A 17,696-nucleotide genomic window follows, 5' to 3' on the forward strand; every position below is an offset into this window, starting at 1 on the left:
ACTGGGCAAGCCGGACGATCAGGACGTGGTCGTCGCATAGGGTGCGGGCGCCCCCGGCCGGTCCTTCACGACCACGGTCCGGGCGGCCTTGTCGTGCAGGGCCTGCCGACGGCGGTCCCAGAGGATCCAGGCCACGTTGACGAGGCCGAAACAGCTGCAGAGGTTGCCCAGGACGGCGTACACCAGGGCGCGCATCAGCGCCTGGGTGTTGCCGATGGGCCCGCCGTCATCGGCCCGGACCACCCTGATGCCGAGGATCCGCTTGCCCACCGTCCGGCCGTTCCACCGGTACGTCAGCAGCCAGAAGTAGAGGAAACCGATGATCAGGCCGACGAGGTTCAGCTTGTACTGCTCGGGGGAGACCAACTCGCCGTGCCGGGGGTGGGTCAGCCGGTGCCAGCTGACGAACGGCAGCGAGATCAGGGAGCCGGCGACGCCCAGGAGGATCAGGTCGATGATCGCCGCGCCCAGCCGCGCCCACCGGCCGGCCAGCCGGGCCGCCGGCCCCGGCGGGCCACCGTAGGCCCCGCCGCCGTACTGCGGCAGGCCGCCCTGGCCGTACGGCGGCGGCCGGTCACCCCCGCCGTGCGGCGCGGGGTGGCCGTATCCGCCGCCGTACGGGGGCGGTGCCGAGCCGTACGGGTCCGGCGGGCCGGGACGCGGCGGGCCCGGGTCCGGCCAGGGTCGATCCTCCGGTGCCGGCTGGTCGGGCGGTTGGCTCATGCCGAGAACGTGTGCGCGGCGGAGCGCCGTCAAACGGTGACACGCACGACCGGGAGACGATCTTTACCGGTTGGCCGTCAAAGGTTTCCGCGGCGCTCCTGCTCACGCTCGATCGCCTCGAAGAGCGCCTTGAAGTTGCCCTTGCCGAATCCCTGGGAGCCGTGCCGCTCGATCAGCTCGAAGAAGACCGTGGGCCGGTCCTGCACGGGCTTGGTGAAGATCTGCAGCAGGTAGCCCTCCTCGTCCCGGTCGACCAGGATGCCCAGCCGCTGGAGCTCCTCCACCGGGACGCGGACGTCGCCGATCCGGGCGCGCAGCACCGGGTCCTGGTAGTAGGAGGCCGGCGTGCTCAGGAACTCCACGCCCGCCGCCCGCATGTGCTCGACCGAGGCCACGATGTCACCGGTGGCCAGCGCGATGTGCTGGACGCCGGGGCCGCCGTAGAACTCCAGGTACTCCTCGATCTGCGACTTCCGGCGGCTCTCGGCCGGCTCGTTGAGCGGGAACTTCACCTTGCGGCCCCCGTCGGCGACCACCTTCGACATGAGCGCGGAGTACTCCGTGGCGATGTCGTCACCGATGAACTCGGCCATGTCGGTGAAGCCCATGACCCGGTGGTAGAAGTCGGCCCACTCGTTCATCCGCTCGACGTTGCCGACGCAGTGGTCGATGGCCTGCCAGTGTTCCCCGGCGGGGACCCCGGCGAACTCCGATCCGGGCGCCGGCGTCACGATCGGGTCGGCGGCCACGAACCCCGGGAGGTAGGGGCCGGAGTAGTTGGACCGGTCGACCAGGGTGTGCCGGGTCTCGCCGTAGGTGGCGATCGCGGCGAGCGTCACCTTGCCGTGCTCGTCCTCCAGCACGTGCGGCTCGGTCAGCCCGCGGGCGCCCTGCGCGGTCGCGTGCCGGTAGGCCGCCTCCACGTCGGGCACCTCCAGCGCGAGGTCGACGACGCCGTCGCCGTGCTCGGCGACATGGCGGCCGAGCTCGGTCCCGGCCCGGACGGGCCCGCGGAACACGAACCGGGCGGTACCGGACTGCAGGACATGGGCTGCCTCGTCCCGGAAGCCCGTCTCGGGGCCCCGGTAGGCGACCCGGCGCATGCCGAACGCTGTCGAGTAGTAGTGCGCCGCCTGCTTGGCGTTGCCGACGGCGAAGACCACTGCGTCCATCCCTTTGACGGGAAACACATCATTCATGGTCCCTACTGTCCATTCAGCCTGGCAAACTGCGCAATAGTCGCTTCGAATGCTGCACAATATGTCTACTCTGGTCGTGAGGCCCGCCGGGCCGTCTGTGCAGACTGACCAGCGAAGGAGAGCGATGATCGATGGGCTGGACGCGCGACTGATCGAGCTGTTCACCGAGGAGCCGCGGATCGGGGTGCTGGAGTGCTCGCGGCGGCTCGGGGTGGCCCGGGGGACGGTGCAGGCCCGGCTGGACCGGCTGGCGGAGCGGGGGGTCATCAAGGGCTTCGGTCCGGAGATCGAGCCGGGGGCGCTCGGGTACGGTGTGACCGCCTTCGTGACCCTGCAGATCCGCCAGGTGGGCGGCCACGACCCGGTGGCCGACCGGCTGGCCGGGGTGCCCGAGGTCATCGAGGCGCACACGATCACCGGTACGGCGGACATGCTCTGCCGCGTCGTGGCCCGCAGCAACCAGGATCTGCAGCGGGTGCTCGACGTGATCGTGGACGTGGAGGGCGTCGAGCGGGCCTCGACCGTCATCTCACTCGCCACCCAGGTGCCCTACCGGACCCTGCCTCTGGTCCGTGCGGTGGGAGGCGGGCCGGGTGCGCCCGATGCGTGATCATGCAGTCGTTCGCCGGTACGCGAAGGAGCGATCGCATGACCACACATCGGGGCCGTGTGCCAGGGCGGGGGGAGCGCCCCGCGTGCGGTCCGCCTGGGGCCGGACCGTTCCGTCACATGCCGGCGTACGGCGTGGCGTCGAGGACCTCGACGGACATGCTGCGGCCGTTCGGCAGGTTGTACGACGCCTTCTCCCCGACCTTCTTGCCGTTGATGGCGGCACCGAGGGGGGACTTGGGCGAGTACACGTCGATGGGCGAGCCGCTCTCCTCCCGCGAGGCGAGCAGGAAGGTGACCTCCTCCTCGTCACCCTCGAACCGGATCGTCACGGTCATGCCCGGCCCGACCACGCCGATGGTGCGCGGTGGCTCGCCGACCCGCGAGGTCTCCAGGATGTGGGTGAGCTGGAGGATCCGCCCCTCGATCTTGCCCTGCTCGTCCTTGGCGGCGTGGTAACCGCCGTTCTCCTTAAGGTCCCCCTCTTCCCGGGCTGCCTCGATCTTCTGCGCGATCTCGATGCGTCCGGGCCCCGAGAGGTGATCCAGCTCGTTCTTGAGCCGGTCGTACGCCTCCTGGGTGAGCCAGGAGACGGTATCTGCGCGGGTCTCGGTCACGGTGGTGCTCCTCATCCACGTGAAATGTGGTCAGGTGAAACCTCAAGCCTAGCCGGTGCGTAAGAGTAAAGGTTCCCCCTTGCGGAGTTCTGGAACGTCTGATCGGCGACAGAGTGTGAGCCGGGGAATCCGGATACGGGCGCGGACGTTGTCAGGGACAATCGACGACAGGGCGGGGGCGTGTCCCCTGCCCGCACCGGATTGTCGGTGGGTCCCGCTAACGTGAGGGGCTTCGTTCATCCGCACTGGTTGCAGAGGGAGTCCCCCAAGGTGGCTGAGACAGCGCGCCCCGCCGATTCGACGTTGCGGCTGATGGCCGTGCACGCGCATCCCGACGACGAGTCGAGCAAGGGCGCGGCGACCATGGCGCGCTACGTGCACGAGGGCGTCGACGTGCTGGTGGTCACCTGCACCGGCGGGGAGCGGGGCGACATCCTCAACCCGGCGATGGAGCGGCCCGAGATCAGGGCCGACATCGCCGCCGTGCGCATGGAGGAGATGAACCGCGCCAGGGAGATCCTCGGCGTCCGGCAGACCTGGCTGGGCTTCGTCGACTCCGGCTTTCCCGAGGGCGACCCGCTGCCGCCGCTGCCCGCGGACTGTTTCGCCGTGCAGCCCCTCGAGGTCGCGTCCGAGCCGCTGGTGCGCGCGGTCCGCGAGTTCCGGCCGCACGTGATCCTCACCTACGACGAGCAGGGCGGCTACCCGCACCCCGACCACGTCAAGTGCCACGAGGTGTCGATGGAGGCGTTCGAGGCGGCCGGCGACCCGGACCGCTACCCCGGCACCGGTGAGCCGTGGCAGCCGCTCAAGCTCTACTACCACCTCACCTTCACCAAGGACCGCATGGTCGCGCTGCACGAGGCGATGGTCCGGCAGGGGATCGAATCCCCCTACACCGACTGGCTCAAGCGGTTCGACGACCAGCCGCAGCGCTGGGAGATCACCACCAAGGTGCCGTGCGGTGACTACTTCGAGACCCGCGACCGGGCACTGCTCGCGCACGCCACCCAGATCGACCCGAACGGCTTCTGGTTCGCCTGCCCGCTGGAGGTCCAGCGAGAGGCATGGCCGACGGAGGACTACCATTTGACCAGGTCCTTGGTCGACACCGAGCTACCGGAGGACGATCTGTTCGCCGGAATCCGGGAGAAGGTGTGTCTGTAGTGTTCGTTCCGCTCGCGATTCCCCTGAACGACGACACCGTGACGCCGGGATTCCTCGGGTTCGGGGTCGTCGTCGCCCTGGGGGTGGCGCTGTTCCTGCTGCTCCGCTCGATGAACAAGCAGATCTCGCGGATCCAGGCTCCCAAGGAGGCCGATCTCAAGCAGGCCGAGTGGGAGCGCGCCAACCTCGGCCGCACCGACGATGACGCGGCCGAGGCCGCCACCGCCGAGCCCCAGGGCAAGACGGCCGACTAGCGCGTGCCCGCCGGGGGCGCTCGGGTGGGCTCCGCGGCGGCGCCCTAGGCGTCCTCGCCCGGCAGCAGCAGGGTGAACACCGGCGGCTCCGGCCGCCGCAGCACGAGCCTGCCGCCCTCCGCCTCGGCCAGCGAGCGGGCCAGGGCCAGCCCGATGCCGTGCCCCTCGCCGTCCGCCGACGCGGAGGCGCCGCGGACGAACAGGTCGTCACCCTCCGGGACCCCGGGCCCCTCGTCCCCGACCTCGATGGCCACTCCGCTCCCGACGTCCACCGCCGCCACGGTGATCCGCCCCCGGCCGTGCCGGAGCGCGTTGTCGATCAGCACGTCGAGGATCTGGCGGATGGCCCCCGGGGCGGCGCGTACCTCCGGCAGCGGCTGCTGGCCGGTCACGGTCAGGCTCCGCCCGGCGGCCGTCAGCGGCCCCTGCCACTGGGCGCGCACCTCGGCCAGCAGGGCGGTGAGGTCGAGCACCTCCCGGCGCGGCCGGCTGTCCCGGGCCAGCCGGAGCAGGTCCTCGATGATGTCCTGCAGATGCTCGCCGCGTTTGAGGGCGGTACGGATCGCGGCCCGCGGGTCGGCGCCGGGCCGGGTGAGCGCGGACTCCAGGCCCAGCAGCATCCCGGTGAGCGGGGTGCGCAACTGGTGGGAGACGTCGGCGCTGAAAGCGCGCTCCCGTTCCAGCACGTCGCCGAGCCGGCGCGCGGTGGCCTCCAGCGCCAGACCCGCGGCATCGGCCTCGGGCACCCCCGACCGCTGGGCCCGGACGCTGAAGTCGCCGCCGCCCAGCGCCTGGGCGGCGGTGGTGAGCCGCTCCAGCGGCCCGGCCAGCCGGGCGGCCTGGCGCCGGGCGTAGACGGTGGCCAGGAACAGGACGATGAGCGCCAGCGCGGTCATCAGCAGCCAGGTGTGCCAGGTCCGGTCGGAGATCTTCTTGTAGGGGGTGCTGATCCGTACCACCGCGACCGGGCCCTGGCCGGAGGGCACCGGGGTGGACACGGTGAGCGCACCGCGCTCCACGGCCTCGTGGCTGCGCCCGTCCCGGGCCCGCCTCGCCACGTCGGACCAGGCGGGTCCGGCCCCGACGAGGTGTTCTCCGCCCAGCCCGTAGACGCCGACCGTCTGCCGGGAGGACAGCCCCCGGGGAATCCGCGGCAGGGTCCGGTGCACGGCGATGTCGTCGGGGACGACCGCCGCGACCCGGGTGGCGTCCCGTTCCAGGGCGGTGATGGCCTCCTCGCGGTAGAGCCGCTGCACGGCCACCGCCAGCGGGATCGCGAACAGCACCACCGCCAGTGCCGCGATCCCGACGATCGCGGTGAGCACCTGGCGCCGCAACGGAGTCGCCCGCCGGTTCACGCCGCGAAGCCTCCCACCTGCCGGGCCGGCTCGGCAGGGCGGTCGGCCGGCCGGTCTTCCGGCCGGTGCGCGCGGCGCGCGGGACCGCCGTGGCCGGTGCTCAGGGGTCGACCTCGTAGCGGTAGCCGCGGCCGCGCAGGGTCGTGATCCGGTTGGGGTCCTCGCCCAGCTCACCGAGCTTGCGGCGCAGCGCGGAGACGTGCACGTCGAGCGTCTTGGTGGAGCCGAACCAGTTCACGTCCCACACCTCCTCCATCAGCTGCTCGCGGGAGATCATCTCGCCGGAATGGGAGACCAGCAGGGCCAGCAGGTCGAACTCCTTGGGCCGCAGCGGCAGATCGGCGCCGCCGACCTGCGCCCGGCGGGCCGCCAGGTCCAGCCGCAGCCGCCCGACCGTCATGGTGCGGTCGCCGGGCACCGACGACTGGCGGCGCAGATGGGCCCGGAGCCGGGCCATCAGCTCGGTGAGCCGGAACGGCTTGGTCAGGTAGTCGTCGGCGCCCGCGTCCAGCGCGACCACGACCTCGAACTCCTGCACCCGGGCCGTCAACACCACGATCACGGTCAGGGGCAGCGTGGCGCGCAGCCGGCGGCAGAGCGCCACTCCGTCCACGTCGGGCAGCCCCAGATCGAGCAGCACCAGGTCGGGCGGGCGGCTGCGCACCTCGTCGAGCGCGTCCAGCCCGGTCGCCGACAGCGCCGCGTCGTAGCCATGGCCTCTCAGCGCCTCGACCAGCTCAGAGCCGATCGCCGGATCGTCCTCGATGACGAGTACGCGCGAGGGAAACACACCTGGCAGTCTAGGGCTCGATCCGCCGTGCGGGCCGTGCCATCCGGGGTGCGCGCCCACCGGACGTGCCGTGGGGTAGAGGCTGCTCATGACTGCCAAGGAAGTCGACGTCGTCGTCATCGGGATGGGGCCGGGAGGCGAGGACACGGCGGGGAGGCTGGCCGAGGCGGGGCTGGTCGTGGCCGGCGTCGAAGCCCGGCTGGTCGGCGGCGAATGCCCCTACTTCGGCTGTGTCCCCACCAAGATGATGGTCCGCGCGGCCGGCCTGCTGGCCGAGGGCCGCCGGATCCCGGGCTTCGCCGGCGATGCCACCGTACGGCCGGACTGGGCGCCCGTGGCGCGGCGGATCCGCAGCGACGCCACCGATGACTGGGACGACAAGGCCGCCGCCGACCGGTTCACCGGCAAGGGCGGGCTGCTCTTCCGGGGCCGCGGGCGGATCACCGGCCCCGGCCAGGTCACGGTGACGGGCGAGGACGGCGAGCAGCTCCTGCGGGCGCGCCGCGGGATCGTGCTCAACGTCGGCACCGAGCCGGCCGTTCCCCCGATCGAGGGCCTGGCCGGCACGCCGTACTGGACCAACCGGGACGCCGTGCGCGCCGAGCAGGTGCCCGGCTCGCTGATCGTCCTCGGCGGCGGGGCGATCGGGTCGGAGTTCTCCCAGGTGTTCTCCCGCTTCGGCAGCGAGGTCACCGTGGTCGAGGCGGCGGACCGGATGCTGCCGCTGGAGGAGCCGGAGTCCGGCCGGCTGCTGGCCGAGATCTTCGAGCGCGAGGGCATCGGCGTGCGCACCGGTGCCCGGGCCACCAGGGTCGGCCACGACGGCGGGACGTTCACCGTCTCCCTGGGCGAGGAGAGGCTGACCGCGACCCACCTGCTGGTCGCCACCGGGCGCCGTACCGACCTGAGGGCGCTCGGGGCCGGGGCCGTCGGCCTCGACGAGGACGCCAAGGTGATCGACGTGGACGACCGGTTGCGGGCCGCGCCCGGCGTCTGGGCGATCGGCGACGTCACCGGGAGGGGCGCCTTCACCCACGTGTCGATGTACCAGGCGGCCATCGTGACCAGGGACGTCCTCGGGCAGGACGGCCCGCCCGCCGACTACCGGGCGCTGCCCCGGGTGACCTTCACCGACCCCGAGATCGGTGCGGTGGGGCTGACCGAGGCCCAGGCCCGGGAACACGGGCTCACCGTGCGCACCGGCATCGCCCAGGCCGGCGCCACCGCCCGGGGCTGGATCCACCAGGCCGACGGCTTCGTCAAGCTGGTCGAGGACGCCGGCCGGGGGGTGCTGGTCGGCGCGACCTCGGCCGGGCCGGCCGGCGGAGAGGTGCTCGGGGCACTCGCCGTGGCCGTCCACGGCGAGGTACCGACCGAACGGCTCCGGCAGATGATCTATGCCTATCCGACTTTCCACCGGGGGATCGAGGACGCGCTCCGGGACCTTTCCGGGGAGTGATCTCAGGAATCATTTGCCCCTGCGATATGCAAGCGAACGGCAATAATCGCCATGCCGGTGATTCGGGCCCGCATTGCTGCTTCTATGAGCATCATGTCGTCACCCGTCCTCCACCGGTCGGCCGTGATCCTGCTGATCGTGGTCACGGCGGCCTGCACTCCCGTCACGGCCCAGCACCCGCCACCCGGCGTGCGGCCGCAGCCCACCGCCACCTCGCAGCGCCACCCCGAGCGGCCCACGCTCGCCGCCCGCCCGGCCGCGCCCCCGGCCCTGCACTTCCTGCGCACGTTCCACGTGGACGCCGCACACGGTGACGACGGCAACTCCGGCAGGAGCCCGGCCGCCGCCTGGCGGACGCTGGGCCGGGTGAACCGCGCCTCCTTCAGGCCCGGGGACGGCGTGCTGCTCAGGCGGGGCGGCTCCTGGCGCGGCCCGCTCGAGCTGCGGGCCAGGGGCACCCGCAAGGCGAAGATCACGCTGGCGGCGTACGGCGACGGCGCGCGGCCGGTGATCTCGGGCGGGGGTGTGGAGGTCGGTGGCTCCTACTGGGTCGTCCGCGGGGTCCGGACGACCGGTGCCCGCTGGGCCGGGGTGGAGCTGAGCGGTACGCACAACGAGGTGCGCGACGTCCACACCGACCACAACGTCGTCGGGGTGTCGATACCGGATCGCGGGTCGGACAACCTCGTCGCCGGCAACGCGATCGTCGATAACAACAGAATGAGCGTGAACACCCCGAAAGCGCACAATCCCTACGACGACTCGGGGGCGTTCGGCGTGCTGCTCAATGGTGATCGCAATATCGTGACGCATAACAAGATCTCCGGCAGTTTCGCGAAAAGCTACGACTACGGCACCGACGGGGCGGCGGTAGAGATCTACAACGGTGATCGAAATGTCATTTCGCACAATGTGACCAGCGACAACGACACGTTCACCGAGCTGGGCAGGGAGGGCCGCCGGACCGCCGACGGCAACGTGTTCGCCTACAACGTCGTCACCACGACCAAGGACCGCGGTGCCTTCCTGGTGACGCGCGGCGCGGGCGACTCGCTCGGCCCGGTGCGCGGCACGGTCGTCGCCAACAACACCGTCTCCCTGCCCGGCCGGGGCGGGGGCTGGGTCTGCTACGCCGGATGCGCGCCCGGCATCCTCAAGCTCCGCAACAACGTGATCTCCGTCGGCGGGGTGGTCGGCCAGGAGGACGGTGCGGGCGCCGACGACGACACCGGGGTCTACCAGGGCCGGATCCGGTTCAAGCTCGGGTCGAGGTCGGTGGTGGCCGATCCCCGGTTCGTCAGCCGGACCAACCTGCGGCTGCGGACGGGCAGCCCGGCGATCGGGCGCGCGGTGCCGCTGGGCGGCGTCCTCGACCTGGCGCTGGGGCGGCGGCCGTCACCGGCCGCGCGGGCGAGCCGCCGGCTGGACTCCGGCGCCTACGACTGGACCGGCTGACCGTACGGCTCGATCCCGCGGTCCGGAGGCGGATTAGGGTTGGTCGCAAGAGACGCGACCCCGCGCGCCGTCCGGGCGCGCGGAGCAGCCAGGGGGTCTTCGATGAACCGGTTGAAGGACGCGACGAGTCCTTACTTGCTGCAGCACGCGGACAATCCGGTCGAGTGGTTCCCCTGGGGCCCCGAGGCCTTCGCGGAGGCGGCGCGCCGGGACGTCCCCGTCCTGCTGAGCGTGGGGTACGCCGCGTGCCACTGGTGTCACGTCATGGCCCACGAGTCGTTCGAGGACGAGGCGACCGCGCAGCTCATGAACCGGCTGTTCGTGAGCGTGAAGGTCGACCGGGAGGAACGGCCGGACGTCGACGCGGTCTACATGGAGGCCACCCAGGCGATGACCGGCCAGGGCGGCTGGCCGATGACGGTGTTCCTCACCCCGGACGGCCACCCCTTCTACTGCGGCACCTACTTCCCCCGGCCGCGTTTCCAGGCCCTGCTGCAGGGGGTGGCCAAGGCCTGGACCGAGCAGCGCGACGACGTCGTACAGCAGGGCCAGGAGGTGGTGACCGCGCTCACCTCCCGTGCCCCGGAGGCGCTCGCCGGCGAGCCGCCCGCCGCCGGGCGGCTGGACGAGGCGGTCACGGCACTGCGCCAGGGCTACGACGCCGTACGGGGCGGCTTCGGCGGTGCCCCCAAGTTCCCGCCGTCCATGGCGCTGGAGTTCCTGCTGCGGCACGCCGCCCGTACCGGCGACCAGGACGCGCGGTCGATGGCCGGGCACACGCTCGAGGCCATGGCCAGGGGCGGCATGTACGACCAGCTCGGCGGGGGGTTCGCCCGGTACTCGGTCGACGACCGCTGGATCGTGCCGCACTTCGAGAAGATGCTCTACGACAACGCCCTGCTGGCCCGGGTCTACGCGCACTGGTGGCGGCTGACCGGCTCGGAGCTGGCCCGGCGGGTCGCGCTGGAGACCTGTGACTGGATGCTGCGCGACCTGCGCACGCCCGAGGGCGGGCTGGCCTCCGCGCTCGACGCCGACAGCGAGGGCGAGGAGGGCAAGTACTACGCGTGGACCCCGGCGGGGCTGCGCGAGGTGCTGGGCGAGGAGGACGCCGCGTACGCGGTGGAGCTGTTCGAGGTGACCGGCACCTTCGAGCGCGGCACCTCGGTGCTGCAGTTGCCGCGGGATCCGCAGGACGCCGAGCGGTACGCGGCCGTGCGCGCCCGGCTGCTGGCGGCCCGCGCCGAACGGGTGCCGCCGGCCAGGGACGACAAGGTCGTCGCGGCGTGGAACGGCCTGGCGGTCGCCGCGCTCGCCGAGTGCGGCGCCCTGTTCGACCGGCCGGACCTGGTCACCGCCGCGCGGGAGGTGGCGGGGCTGGTGACCGGCGTGCACATGAGCGGCGGCCGGCTCGCCCGCACCTCCCGGGACGGCGCCGCCGGGCCGCACGCCGGTGTCCTGGAGGACTACGCCGACGTGGCGGAGGGCCTGCTGGCGCTGCACGCGGTCACCGGCGACCCCGCGCAGGTACGGCTCGCCGGTGAGCTGCTGGAGGCCGTCCTGACGCACTTCGGTGACGGCACCGGCGGGTTCTACGACACCGCGGACGACGCCGAGGCGCTGTTCCGGCGCCCCCAGGACCCGACCGACAACGCGACCCCGTCGGGCCAGTTCGCCGCGGCCGGCGCCCTGCTGTCGTACGCGGCGCTGACCGGCTCGGCCCGGCACCGGGAGGCGGCCGCGGCCGCGCTGGCGCCCGCCACCCTGCTGGCCGAGCGGCACGCCCGGTTCGCCGGGTGGGGTCTGGCCGTCGCGGAGGCCTGCCTCGCCGGCCCGGTGGAGATCGCGGTGGTCGGCCCGGCGGACGACGCCCGGACCCGGGCGCTGCACCGGGCCGCGCTGATGGCGACGTCACCCGGGGCGGTGGTGAGCTTGGGCGAGCCCGGGTCCGGTGACGCGGCCGGGGCGGCGGTTCCGCTCCTGGAAGGGCGCGGGCTGGTCGGCGGCGCCCCGGCGGCCTACGTGTGCCGGGACTTCGCCTGCCGGCTGCCGGTCACCGATCCGGACCGGCTGCGTGGCGAGCTCGTGACCGTCTGAGGATGCTCTCATTGGATTTCCCGTCCAGTTCTGTGGTGACGGCGCCACAGTTGTGCGAAGGTGTTGGGCTACCAGTGAGTAGCAGCGTCTGGACGGACAGAGCGTGGTCACTGCGGCGCGAAGGGTCGATCCCGAGGGCCGTGGGATATCTGGACGGTTGTCGTCTCAGTGGTCCATAGTCGTGTGACCCCGGATACACCGGGACGGGGAGCCGAGGGAGTGTTGCTGTGCGGAGGCCGAGCCGGCGAGTTCTACCGACGGTCATCGGCGTATCCCTGCTGACCACGCTCGCCGCGAACATCTCGGTGGTCGTGGCGCAGACGGATTCGGGCAAACCCCGCACGCAGGCCGCCAAGAAGCAGGGCTTCGTCGCCAGCGCGGCCTCCTCGCCGTACTCCGCCGTCGCGCCACTGCGGCAGCGGCTCTCCCCGCATGTCCTCGTCGCCGGGGGGAGCACCCTGCCGCCCGCCGTGATCGCCAAGATCCGCAGGTACAAGGGCGTCAAGGGCGTCGAGGTGGTGGACGCGGTGCAGGCCCTGGTGGGCGGCAAGCGCGTCGGGCTGCTGGGCGTCGAGCCCTCGACCTTCCGGTCCTACACCCCCAAGCCCACGGCGGAGTCCGACGCGCTGTGGCGCAACGTCGCCGCGGGCGACGTCGCCGTCTCCTTCCTGCTGGGCAAGGACGGCGGGCTGCAACTCGACAGCCGGGTGCCCATCGGCGGCAAGACCCGGCAGGTCCAGACCCGCGTCGGCGCCTACGCCACCATGGGCATCGGCGAGGTCGACGGCGTGGTCTCGCACACCGTGGCCCGGTCGCTGGGGATGCCGTCCGGCAACGCCCTGCTGATCAGCGCACCCAAGGTCAAGCTCGACCGGCTGAACAAATGGCTCACCAAGAAGGTGCTGCCCAAGGGTGCCAAGCCGATGCTGCTCAACACCAGGCTCGACTACGTCGGCGGTACCGGGGCCGGTCAGCTGCCGCAGTCCAACGGCCAGTTCATGAGCGCGGCGCAGATCTCGGTGGCGATCAGGGCGGGCTACACCAAGCTGGGCGTGCCCTACGTGTGGGGCGGCGAGTCGGACGCCGAGGGCGGCTACGACTGCTCGGGGCTCGTGCAGTGGGCGTTCCGCCAGGCCGGCATCAAGATGCCGAGGGTGGCCGCCAGCCAGGCTCTGACCGGCCCCATCGTGCCCTACGCCCAGGCCCGTCCCGGCGACCTGCTGATCTGGGCCAACGACCCGACCGCACCCGGCTACATCTCGCACATCGCGATCTACATCGGCGACAACAAGATGCTGGTGGCGCCGCACACGGGCGACGTCGTGAAGATCCAGAAGGTGTACCTGCGGAACTTCAGGGGCGCCGTCCGGGTCAACCCGCGGCTCTCGCCGCGGGTGGCCGGCTGACGCCCGGCCCGGCCCGCGGCCGGCCCGCCCGGCTCCGGTCCTGCCGTCCCGTACGGCCTCAGAGGGGACAGCCGGCGGACAGGTAGTCCAGGGCCTGCTCGAGCAGTGCGAGCACGTCACCCTCGCCGCCGTCCTCGACCCAGGTCATGATGGTGACCTGCCAGACGCCCAGCAGCGCCGCCGAGAAGGCGCGGAGCTCGAACTCGTCCGGCGACCGGCCCAGCCGCTCGGCCACCATCCGGGCGATGAGGCGCTGGGTCTCCTGCGTGTTCTCCCACTGGCGGGCCCGCAGTGCCGGGACCGACATGGACAGCCTGACCCGCTCGAGGATGCGCTGCCGGTCCGTGACCAGCATCAAGCCGACGATCTCCCGGAGGGTACGGCGCAGCGCCTCCACCGGGGAGAGCTCGGCGGGCTGGCGCCGGAGCGACTCGGCGATCAGCGGGTCGTACTCGTCGGTGATGACGACGTCTTCCTTGGTGGGGAAGTAGCGGAAGAAGGTGCTGGGCGAGACCTCGGCGGCCGCGGCGATCTGCTCGACGGTGGTGGCGTCGTAGCCCTCGGACAGGAAGAGCCGGAGGGCGTGCTCCTGGATCGCCCTCCGGGTCTTCAGCTTCTTGCGCTCGCGCAGCCCGAGCCGGTCAAGCGGCGACGTGGTCATGCGTCGATTCTCCGGCATGCTCGGCCGCGGGCGCACCCTGGTCCCGCCTACCCGGGACGAGGAACGGGACGACGAGGGCAGTGATCGCCATCAGCCCGGCACTGGCGAGGAGGGTGGCGTTCATCCCGTGCACGAAGGCGCTCCGGACCGAGCCGAGCAGCGCCGGGTCGCCGAGCCGTTCCGCCAGCGTGACGCCGGCGGTCACGCCCTGCCGCACCGGGGCCGGCGCCGAGGCCGGCAACCGGTCGCGGTAGGTCGTGGCGAGCAGGCTGCCCAGGATCGCCGCGCCGAAGGCCCCGCCGGTCATCCGGACGGTCATGAGGACGGCCGATCCGACTCCGGCCCGCTCGGCGGACAGCGCGCCCATGGCCGAGTCCATCGCGGCGGGCAGGACCAGGCCCATGCCGAGGCCGACGATCGTCAGCCACAGGGCGACCGGACCGTACCCGTCGTGCACGGAGGTGAAGCCCCCCGTGGTCGCACCGGCGACCAGGACGATCAGTCCGCCCACGATCACTGCCCGGGGGCCGTGCCGCCGGGCGAGCCCCGGGCCCAGCCTCGCCGTCACCACCAGGCCGGCGATCATCGGCAGCAGCCGGATCCCGGTCCCCAGCGCGTCCTGACCCTGCACCGCCTGGAGGTACTGCGGGACGGTGAACAGCACGCCGAACATGGCGAAGGTCAGGATGGTGGCGGGCAGGGCCCCGCCGAGGAACCGGCGGTCCCGGAAGAGCTCCAGGTCGATCAGCGGGTCGGAGGAACGGCGGGTCCAGCCGACGAAGGCGGCCAGCGCCGCCAGGCCGCCTGCCATGGTGCCCCAGACCAGCGGCGAGCCCCAGCCGCGTTCGGGCTGCTCGATCGTGCCGTACACGACCGCGAGCAGCCCGCCGGTGGACAGCAGCAGTCCGATGACGTCGGTGCGGGGCGCGACGGCGGCCCTGGTCTCGGGGATGAGCAGGACGGCGGCGAGGAGGGCGATCCCCGCGACCGGGATGTTGACCAGGAAGATCGAGCCCCACCAGAAGTGGTCGAGCAGGTAGCCGCCGATGATCGTGCCGAGGGGCAGGCCGAGGAACGAGGCGCCCGCCCACGCGGCCAGCGCCTTGGGCTGTTCCGCCCGCGGGAAGACGGCCACCAGCACCGACAGGCAGAGCGGGGTGATGATCGCGGCGCCCAGCCCCATCAGCGTGCGGGCGGCGATCAGCCCGCCGGAGCTGTGCACCAGCGTCGCCGTCACGGAGGCGACCAGGAAGGCGGCAAGGCCGACGAGCAGCAGCTTCTTACGGCCGTAACGATCACCCAGCAGCCCCGCGGGGATGAGCAGCGTCGCCGAGACGAGCGTGTACGAGTCGATGATCCACTGCAGCTCTCCGGTGCCGGCGCGCAGGTCCGCGGCGAGGGTGGGCAGGGCGACGTTGAGGGCGGTGAGGTCGAGGCTGACGGTCACCATGATGACCACCAGGGCGCCGAGGACCCACCAGCGGCGCGTTCCGAGGGGTTGCATGACATCTACTTTCATTCGGAAGTCAGTGCTAAGTGACAGTAACTATCAAAAAATGCTGACTGTCAAACCCCTTCCGGTCCTGGCTTCGGCCGGATTGCTGTGTAATTCTTATTACATGATGACCACTGAAAGCCTGCGCGGCTGGTTCTCCGGGCGGCTGCCCGAGGCATGGTTCGAGGCGGCACCCGAGGTCGTGCTGGACCGCGAGGAGATCACGGTCGTCGGCCGGCTGCCCGAGCCGTCCATGGCGGAGGGCGTCTCCGACGGCGAGCGGGCGGGCGTCATCGCCGGGCACCTCCAGCGCTTCCGGGAGGACACCCGCGATCAGCGCATCGCGATCGCCGCCGAGGCGGAGCACCGGTTCGGCCGCAAGGTCTCGTGGGGCGTGGAGTGCGGCGACCAGCGGGAGATGTTCACCACGCTGTCGGTGCCGGTGATGACCCGGCTGCGCCAGCCGGAGCGGCGTGTCCTGGACACGCTGGTCGACGCCGGGGTCGCGCGCAGCCGCAGCGACGCGCTCGCCTGGTGCGTCCGGCTGGTCGGCAAGAACGCCGACGAGTGGCTGGGCGAGCTGCGGGAGGCCCTCCAGCACGTCGAGCGGGCCCGCGCCTCCGGCCCCGCCGTCTGAGGCACACGCTGGCGGGCGGGGGAGCGGGCGGTGTGAGACCGCTTGCCTCCGATCTCGCCGGGCGAGGTCGTACGCCGCCGGGCTCGGGGGGTGACGGCGGACTCGGCGGGTGACGCCGCCGCCCGGGGGTGGGCGAGCCGTGCGCGGCATGAGTCGGCAAAGGTTGGGCCGCAGGCGCCGATCATGGGGCTGATCTGCCTTATGGTGCGATTGTGGGTGGACTTCGCTGTGTCGATGGGTCATTCCTCGCGGTGATCCCCGTGCCGTCGTACGACCGCGGCGGGAGGCCGTTCGAGATCACGCTCGAGCTCGTACGGGACGGAGAACCGTTCGGCTCGGTGGGCGAGCGCTGCGGTTTCCATCTGGCCCGGCTCGCCCGGAGCGTCGCCGCCGCACGGGCCGACGAGTCACCGCAGGCCGCCCGGTGGCCCGACGTCGACGACCGGTTCCCCGATCCGCCGCTCGAGCAGGCCGCCGCGGCGCTGCCCGCGGTCGCGGGCCGGCTGCCCCGGGAGCCGGAGCTGTTCTCCTTCCGCTACCGTGACCGGGGAGATCTGGCCAGTACGGGGGAGCTGCGCTGTGCGCTGCGCACCTCGACGTTCTGGGCCGGCGGCCAGACCATGACCGCCGCCCCGCACGGCGGCTGGCGGATCGCCCGGCGCGCGGTCGTCGAGGCGTGGGGCGCGGGTGGCCGGGGAGTGCGCGCCGTGGCGACCTCCGGTCAGCTCCACCGCTTCCTCACCGAAGTTCTCGACGAGGCCGCGAACTCGGGAGCAAGTTACAGAGATCTAACGGTCGAGGTATCAACGGGGCGAACCAGGTGATAATTGGCCCTCGTTGCCCACCCAGACCATCGCGCGACCACTGCTTTTAGGAGTTGCCCACATGCGGGGTTCGGCTCGGATGAGTTCGGCGATTCGCCGGAGCAAGCCGTACACGGGCTTCCGCGACTTCGTCTACCGGTGGTACGAGCACCGGGTCGAGGACTCCCTGGCGACCGACATCGTGCCGCGGCACGTGGGCGTGATCCTGGACGGAAACCGCCGCTGGGCCCGCTCCATGGGGATGGCCGACGTCAACACGGGGCACCAGCGCGGTGCCGACAAGATCTCCGAGCTGCTGCAGTGGTCCACCGAGACCGGCGTCGAGGTGGTCACGCTGTGGCTGCTGTCCACCGACAACCTCACCCGCCCGGCCCAGGAGCTGGACCCCCTCCTGAGGATCATCGAGAACACGGTCCTGCAACTGGTGGCCGACGGCTGGCACGTCAAGCCGGTGGGGGCTCTCGACCTGCTGCCCGACAAAACTGCGCGTGTCCTCAAAGATGCCGGTGAAGCGACATCTGGCGTCGCTGGGTTGATTGTGAACGTCGCCGTTGGGTATGGAGGTAGACGTGAGATCGCTGATGCGGTGCGCTCTCTGCTCTACGAGCAGGCGAGTCAGGGCACCAGCATCGAGGAGCTCGCTGAGAGCCTCGATGTCGAGCACATCGCCGAGCATCTCTACACGCGCGGTCAGCCCGACCCCGATCTGGTCATCCGGACGTCGGGAGAGCAACGCCTCTCCGGCTTCATGCTCTGGCAGAGCGCCCACTCGGAGTTCTACTTCTGCGAAGTCCATTGGCCGGACTTCCGCAAGGTCGACTTCCTGCGCGCACTCCGTTCTTACGCCGCGCGACACCGGCGCTACGGCTCTTGAGTCCCAGGTCAGGGCTGTGACGCTCGTCACTACCCTGCCTTTGACATGGGGTCGTAGCGTGGCAGCAGGTT

General features: G+C 71.8%; 17 protein-coding genes. 10 read left to right on the forward strand and 7 right to left on the reverse strand.

Translation table 11 applies throughout. The annotated features are described in order from the left end of the window. Positions 1–18: 18 nt before the first annotated feature. Positions 19–723 (reverse strand): RDD family protein, encoded by a 705-nt coding sequence (locus ACRYCC_RS11800; protein ID WP_433811183.1) that lies wholly within the window; start codon positions 721–723, stop codon positions 19–21. Positions 724–800: 77 nt separating this feature from the next. Then, positions 801–1,895: a 4-hydroxyphenylpyruvate dioxygenase gene (hppD, locus tag ACRYCC_RS11805; protein WP_433811185.1), complete on the reverse strand. Its 1,095-nt coding sequence runs from the start codon at positions 1,893–1,895 to the stop codon at positions 801–803. Positions 1,896–2,046: 151 nt separating this feature from the next. Here hppD and ACRYCC_RS11810 point away from each other — a divergent pair, with 151 nt between their 5' ends. Further along, the gene (locus ACRYCC_RS11810) at positions 2,047–2,532 is read left to right on the forward strand and encodes an Lrp/AsnC family transcriptional regulator (RefSeq protein ID WP_433811187.1); all 486 of its coding nucleotides are present in this window, start codon (positions 2,047–2,049) and stop codon (positions 2,530–2,532) included. Between the two features lie 115 nt (positions 2,533–2,647). On the opposite strand, the gene greA is transcribed toward ACRYCC_RS11810, so the two are convergent. Then, positions 2,648–3,148: a transcription elongation factor GreA gene (greA, locus tag ACRYCC_RS11815; protein WP_433811189.1), complete on the reverse strand. Its 501-nt coding sequence runs from the start codon at positions 3,146–3,148 to the stop codon at positions 2,648–2,650. A gap of 312 nt (positions 3,149–3,460) precedes the next feature. Here greA and mca point away from each other — a divergent pair, with 312 nt between their 5' ends. Together mca and ACRYCC_RS11825 are read left to right on the forward strand one after the other, a co-directional pair. Next, positions 3,461–4,315: a mycothiol conjugate amidase Mca gene (gene mca / locus ACRYCC_RS11820; RefSeq protein WP_433812154.1), complete on the forward strand. Its 855-nt coding sequence runs from the start codon at positions 3,461–3,463 to the stop codon at positions 4,313–4,315. Next, on the forward strand, positions 4,315–4,569 hold the full coding sequence (locus ACRYCC_RS11825; protein ID WP_433811191.1) for a hypothetical protein: 255 nt from the start codon (positions 4,315–4,317) through the stop codon (positions 4,567–4,569). The genes mca and ACRYCC_RS11825 overlap by 1 nt, the downstream gene beginning before the upstream one ends. Before the next feature lie 44 nt (positions 4,570–4,613). Here the strand turns inward: ACRYCC_RS11825 and ACRYCC_RS11830 are convergent, their stop codons facing one another. Both ACRYCC_RS11830 and ACRYCC_RS11835 read right to left on the reverse strand, forming a co-directional pair. Beyond that, positions 4,614–5,927 carry a sensor histidine kinase gene (locus ACRYCC_RS11830; protein WP_433811192.1) on the reverse strand — a complete coding sequence of 438 codons (1,314 nt, stop codon included), beginning with the start codon at positions 5,925–5,927 and terminating at the stop codon, positions 4,614–4,616. Positions 5,928–6,027: 100 nt separating this feature from the next. Continuing rightward, positions 6,028–6,717: a response regulator transcription factor gene (locus tag ACRYCC_RS11835; RefSeq protein ID WP_433811194.1), complete on the reverse strand. Its 690-nt coding sequence runs from the start codon at positions 6,715–6,717 to the stop codon at positions 6,028–6,030. Between the two features lie 88 nt (positions 6,718–6,805). Between ACRYCC_RS11835 and ACRYCC_RS11840 the strand changes: the two genes are divergently transcribed. The 4 genes from ACRYCC_RS11840 (at position 6,806) to ACRYCC_RS11855 (ending at position 13,134) form a co-directional block, all read left to right on the forward strand. Further along, complete coding sequence (locus ACRYCC_RS11840) at positions 6,806–8,176, forward strand: dihydrolipoyl dehydrogenase family protein (protein WP_433811196.1); 1,371 nt, start codon at positions 6,806–6,808, stop codon at positions 8,174–8,176. 93 nt (positions 8,177–8,269) lie between these two features. Continuing rightward, on the forward strand, positions 8,270–9,631 hold the full coding sequence (locus tag ACRYCC_RS11845) for a right-handed parallel beta-helix repeat-containing protein (RefSeq protein WP_433811198.1): 1,362 nt from the start codon (positions 8,270–8,272) through the stop codon (positions 9,629–9,631). A 102-nt stretch (positions 9,632–9,733) separates the two neighbouring features. Beyond that, a complete protein-coding gene (locus tag ACRYCC_RS11850; protein ID WP_433811200.1) occupies positions 9,734–11,728 on the forward strand; it encodes a thioredoxin domain-containing protein in 1,995 nt (664 codons plus the stop codon). 227 nt (positions 11,729–11,955) lie between these two features. Next, positions 11,956–13,134: a C40 family peptidase gene (locus ACRYCC_RS11855; RefSeq protein WP_433811202.1), complete on the forward strand. Its 1,179-nt coding sequence runs from the start codon at positions 11,956–11,958 to the stop codon at positions 13,132–13,134. Positions 13,135–13,192: 58 nt separating this feature from the next. Here ACRYCC_RS11855 and ACRYCC_RS11860 read toward each other — a convergent pair whose 3' ends face one another. Next, positions 13,193–13,795 carry an acyl-CoA-like ligand-binding transcription factor gene (locus ACRYCC_RS11860; RefSeq protein ID WP_433811204.1) on the reverse strand — a complete coding sequence of 201 codons (603 nt, stop codon included), beginning with the start codon at positions 13,793–13,795 and terminating at the stop codon, positions 13,193–13,195. Further along, complete coding sequence (locus tag ACRYCC_RS11865) at positions 13,776–15,299, reverse strand: MFS transporter (RefSeq protein WP_433811206.1); 1,524 nt, start codon at positions 15,297–15,299, stop codon at positions 13,776–13,778. The genes ACRYCC_RS11860 and ACRYCC_RS11865 overlap by 20 nt, the downstream gene beginning before the upstream one ends. 115 nt (positions 15,300–15,414) lie before the next feature. On the opposite strand from ACRYCC_RS11865, the gene abmR reads away from it, so the two are divergent. The 3 genes from abmR (at position 15,415) to ACRYCC_RS11880 (ending at position 17,625) form a co-directional block, all read left to right on the forward strand. Then, on the forward strand, positions 15,415–15,927 hold the full coding sequence (gene abmR, locus ACRYCC_RS11870) for an ATP-binding transcription factor AbmR (RefSeq protein ID WP_433811207.1): 513 nt from the start codon (positions 15,415–15,417) through the stop codon (positions 15,925–15,927). Between the two features lie 260 nt (positions 15,928–16,187). Next, positions 16,188–16,751 carry a hypothetical protein gene (locus ACRYCC_RS11875; protein ID WP_433811209.1) on the forward strand — a complete coding sequence of 188 codons (564 nt, stop codon included), beginning with the start codon at positions 16,188–16,190 and terminating at the stop codon, positions 16,749–16,751. Positions 16,752–16,830: 79 nt separating this feature from the next. Continuing rightward, complete coding sequence (locus tag ACRYCC_RS11880) at positions 16,831–17,625, forward strand: isoprenyl transferase (protein WP_433811210.1); 795 nt, start codon at positions 16,831–16,833, stop codon at positions 17,623–17,625. The last annotated feature ends 71 nt before the right edge of the window (positions 17,626–17,696 follow it).

Source organism: Actinomadura scrupuli (genome assembly GCF_050971785.1).
In the GTDB taxonomy this organism is placed as follows: Bacteria; Actinomycetota; Actinomycetes; order Streptosporangiales; family Streptosporangiaceae; genus Actinomadura_E; species Actinomadura_E scrupuli.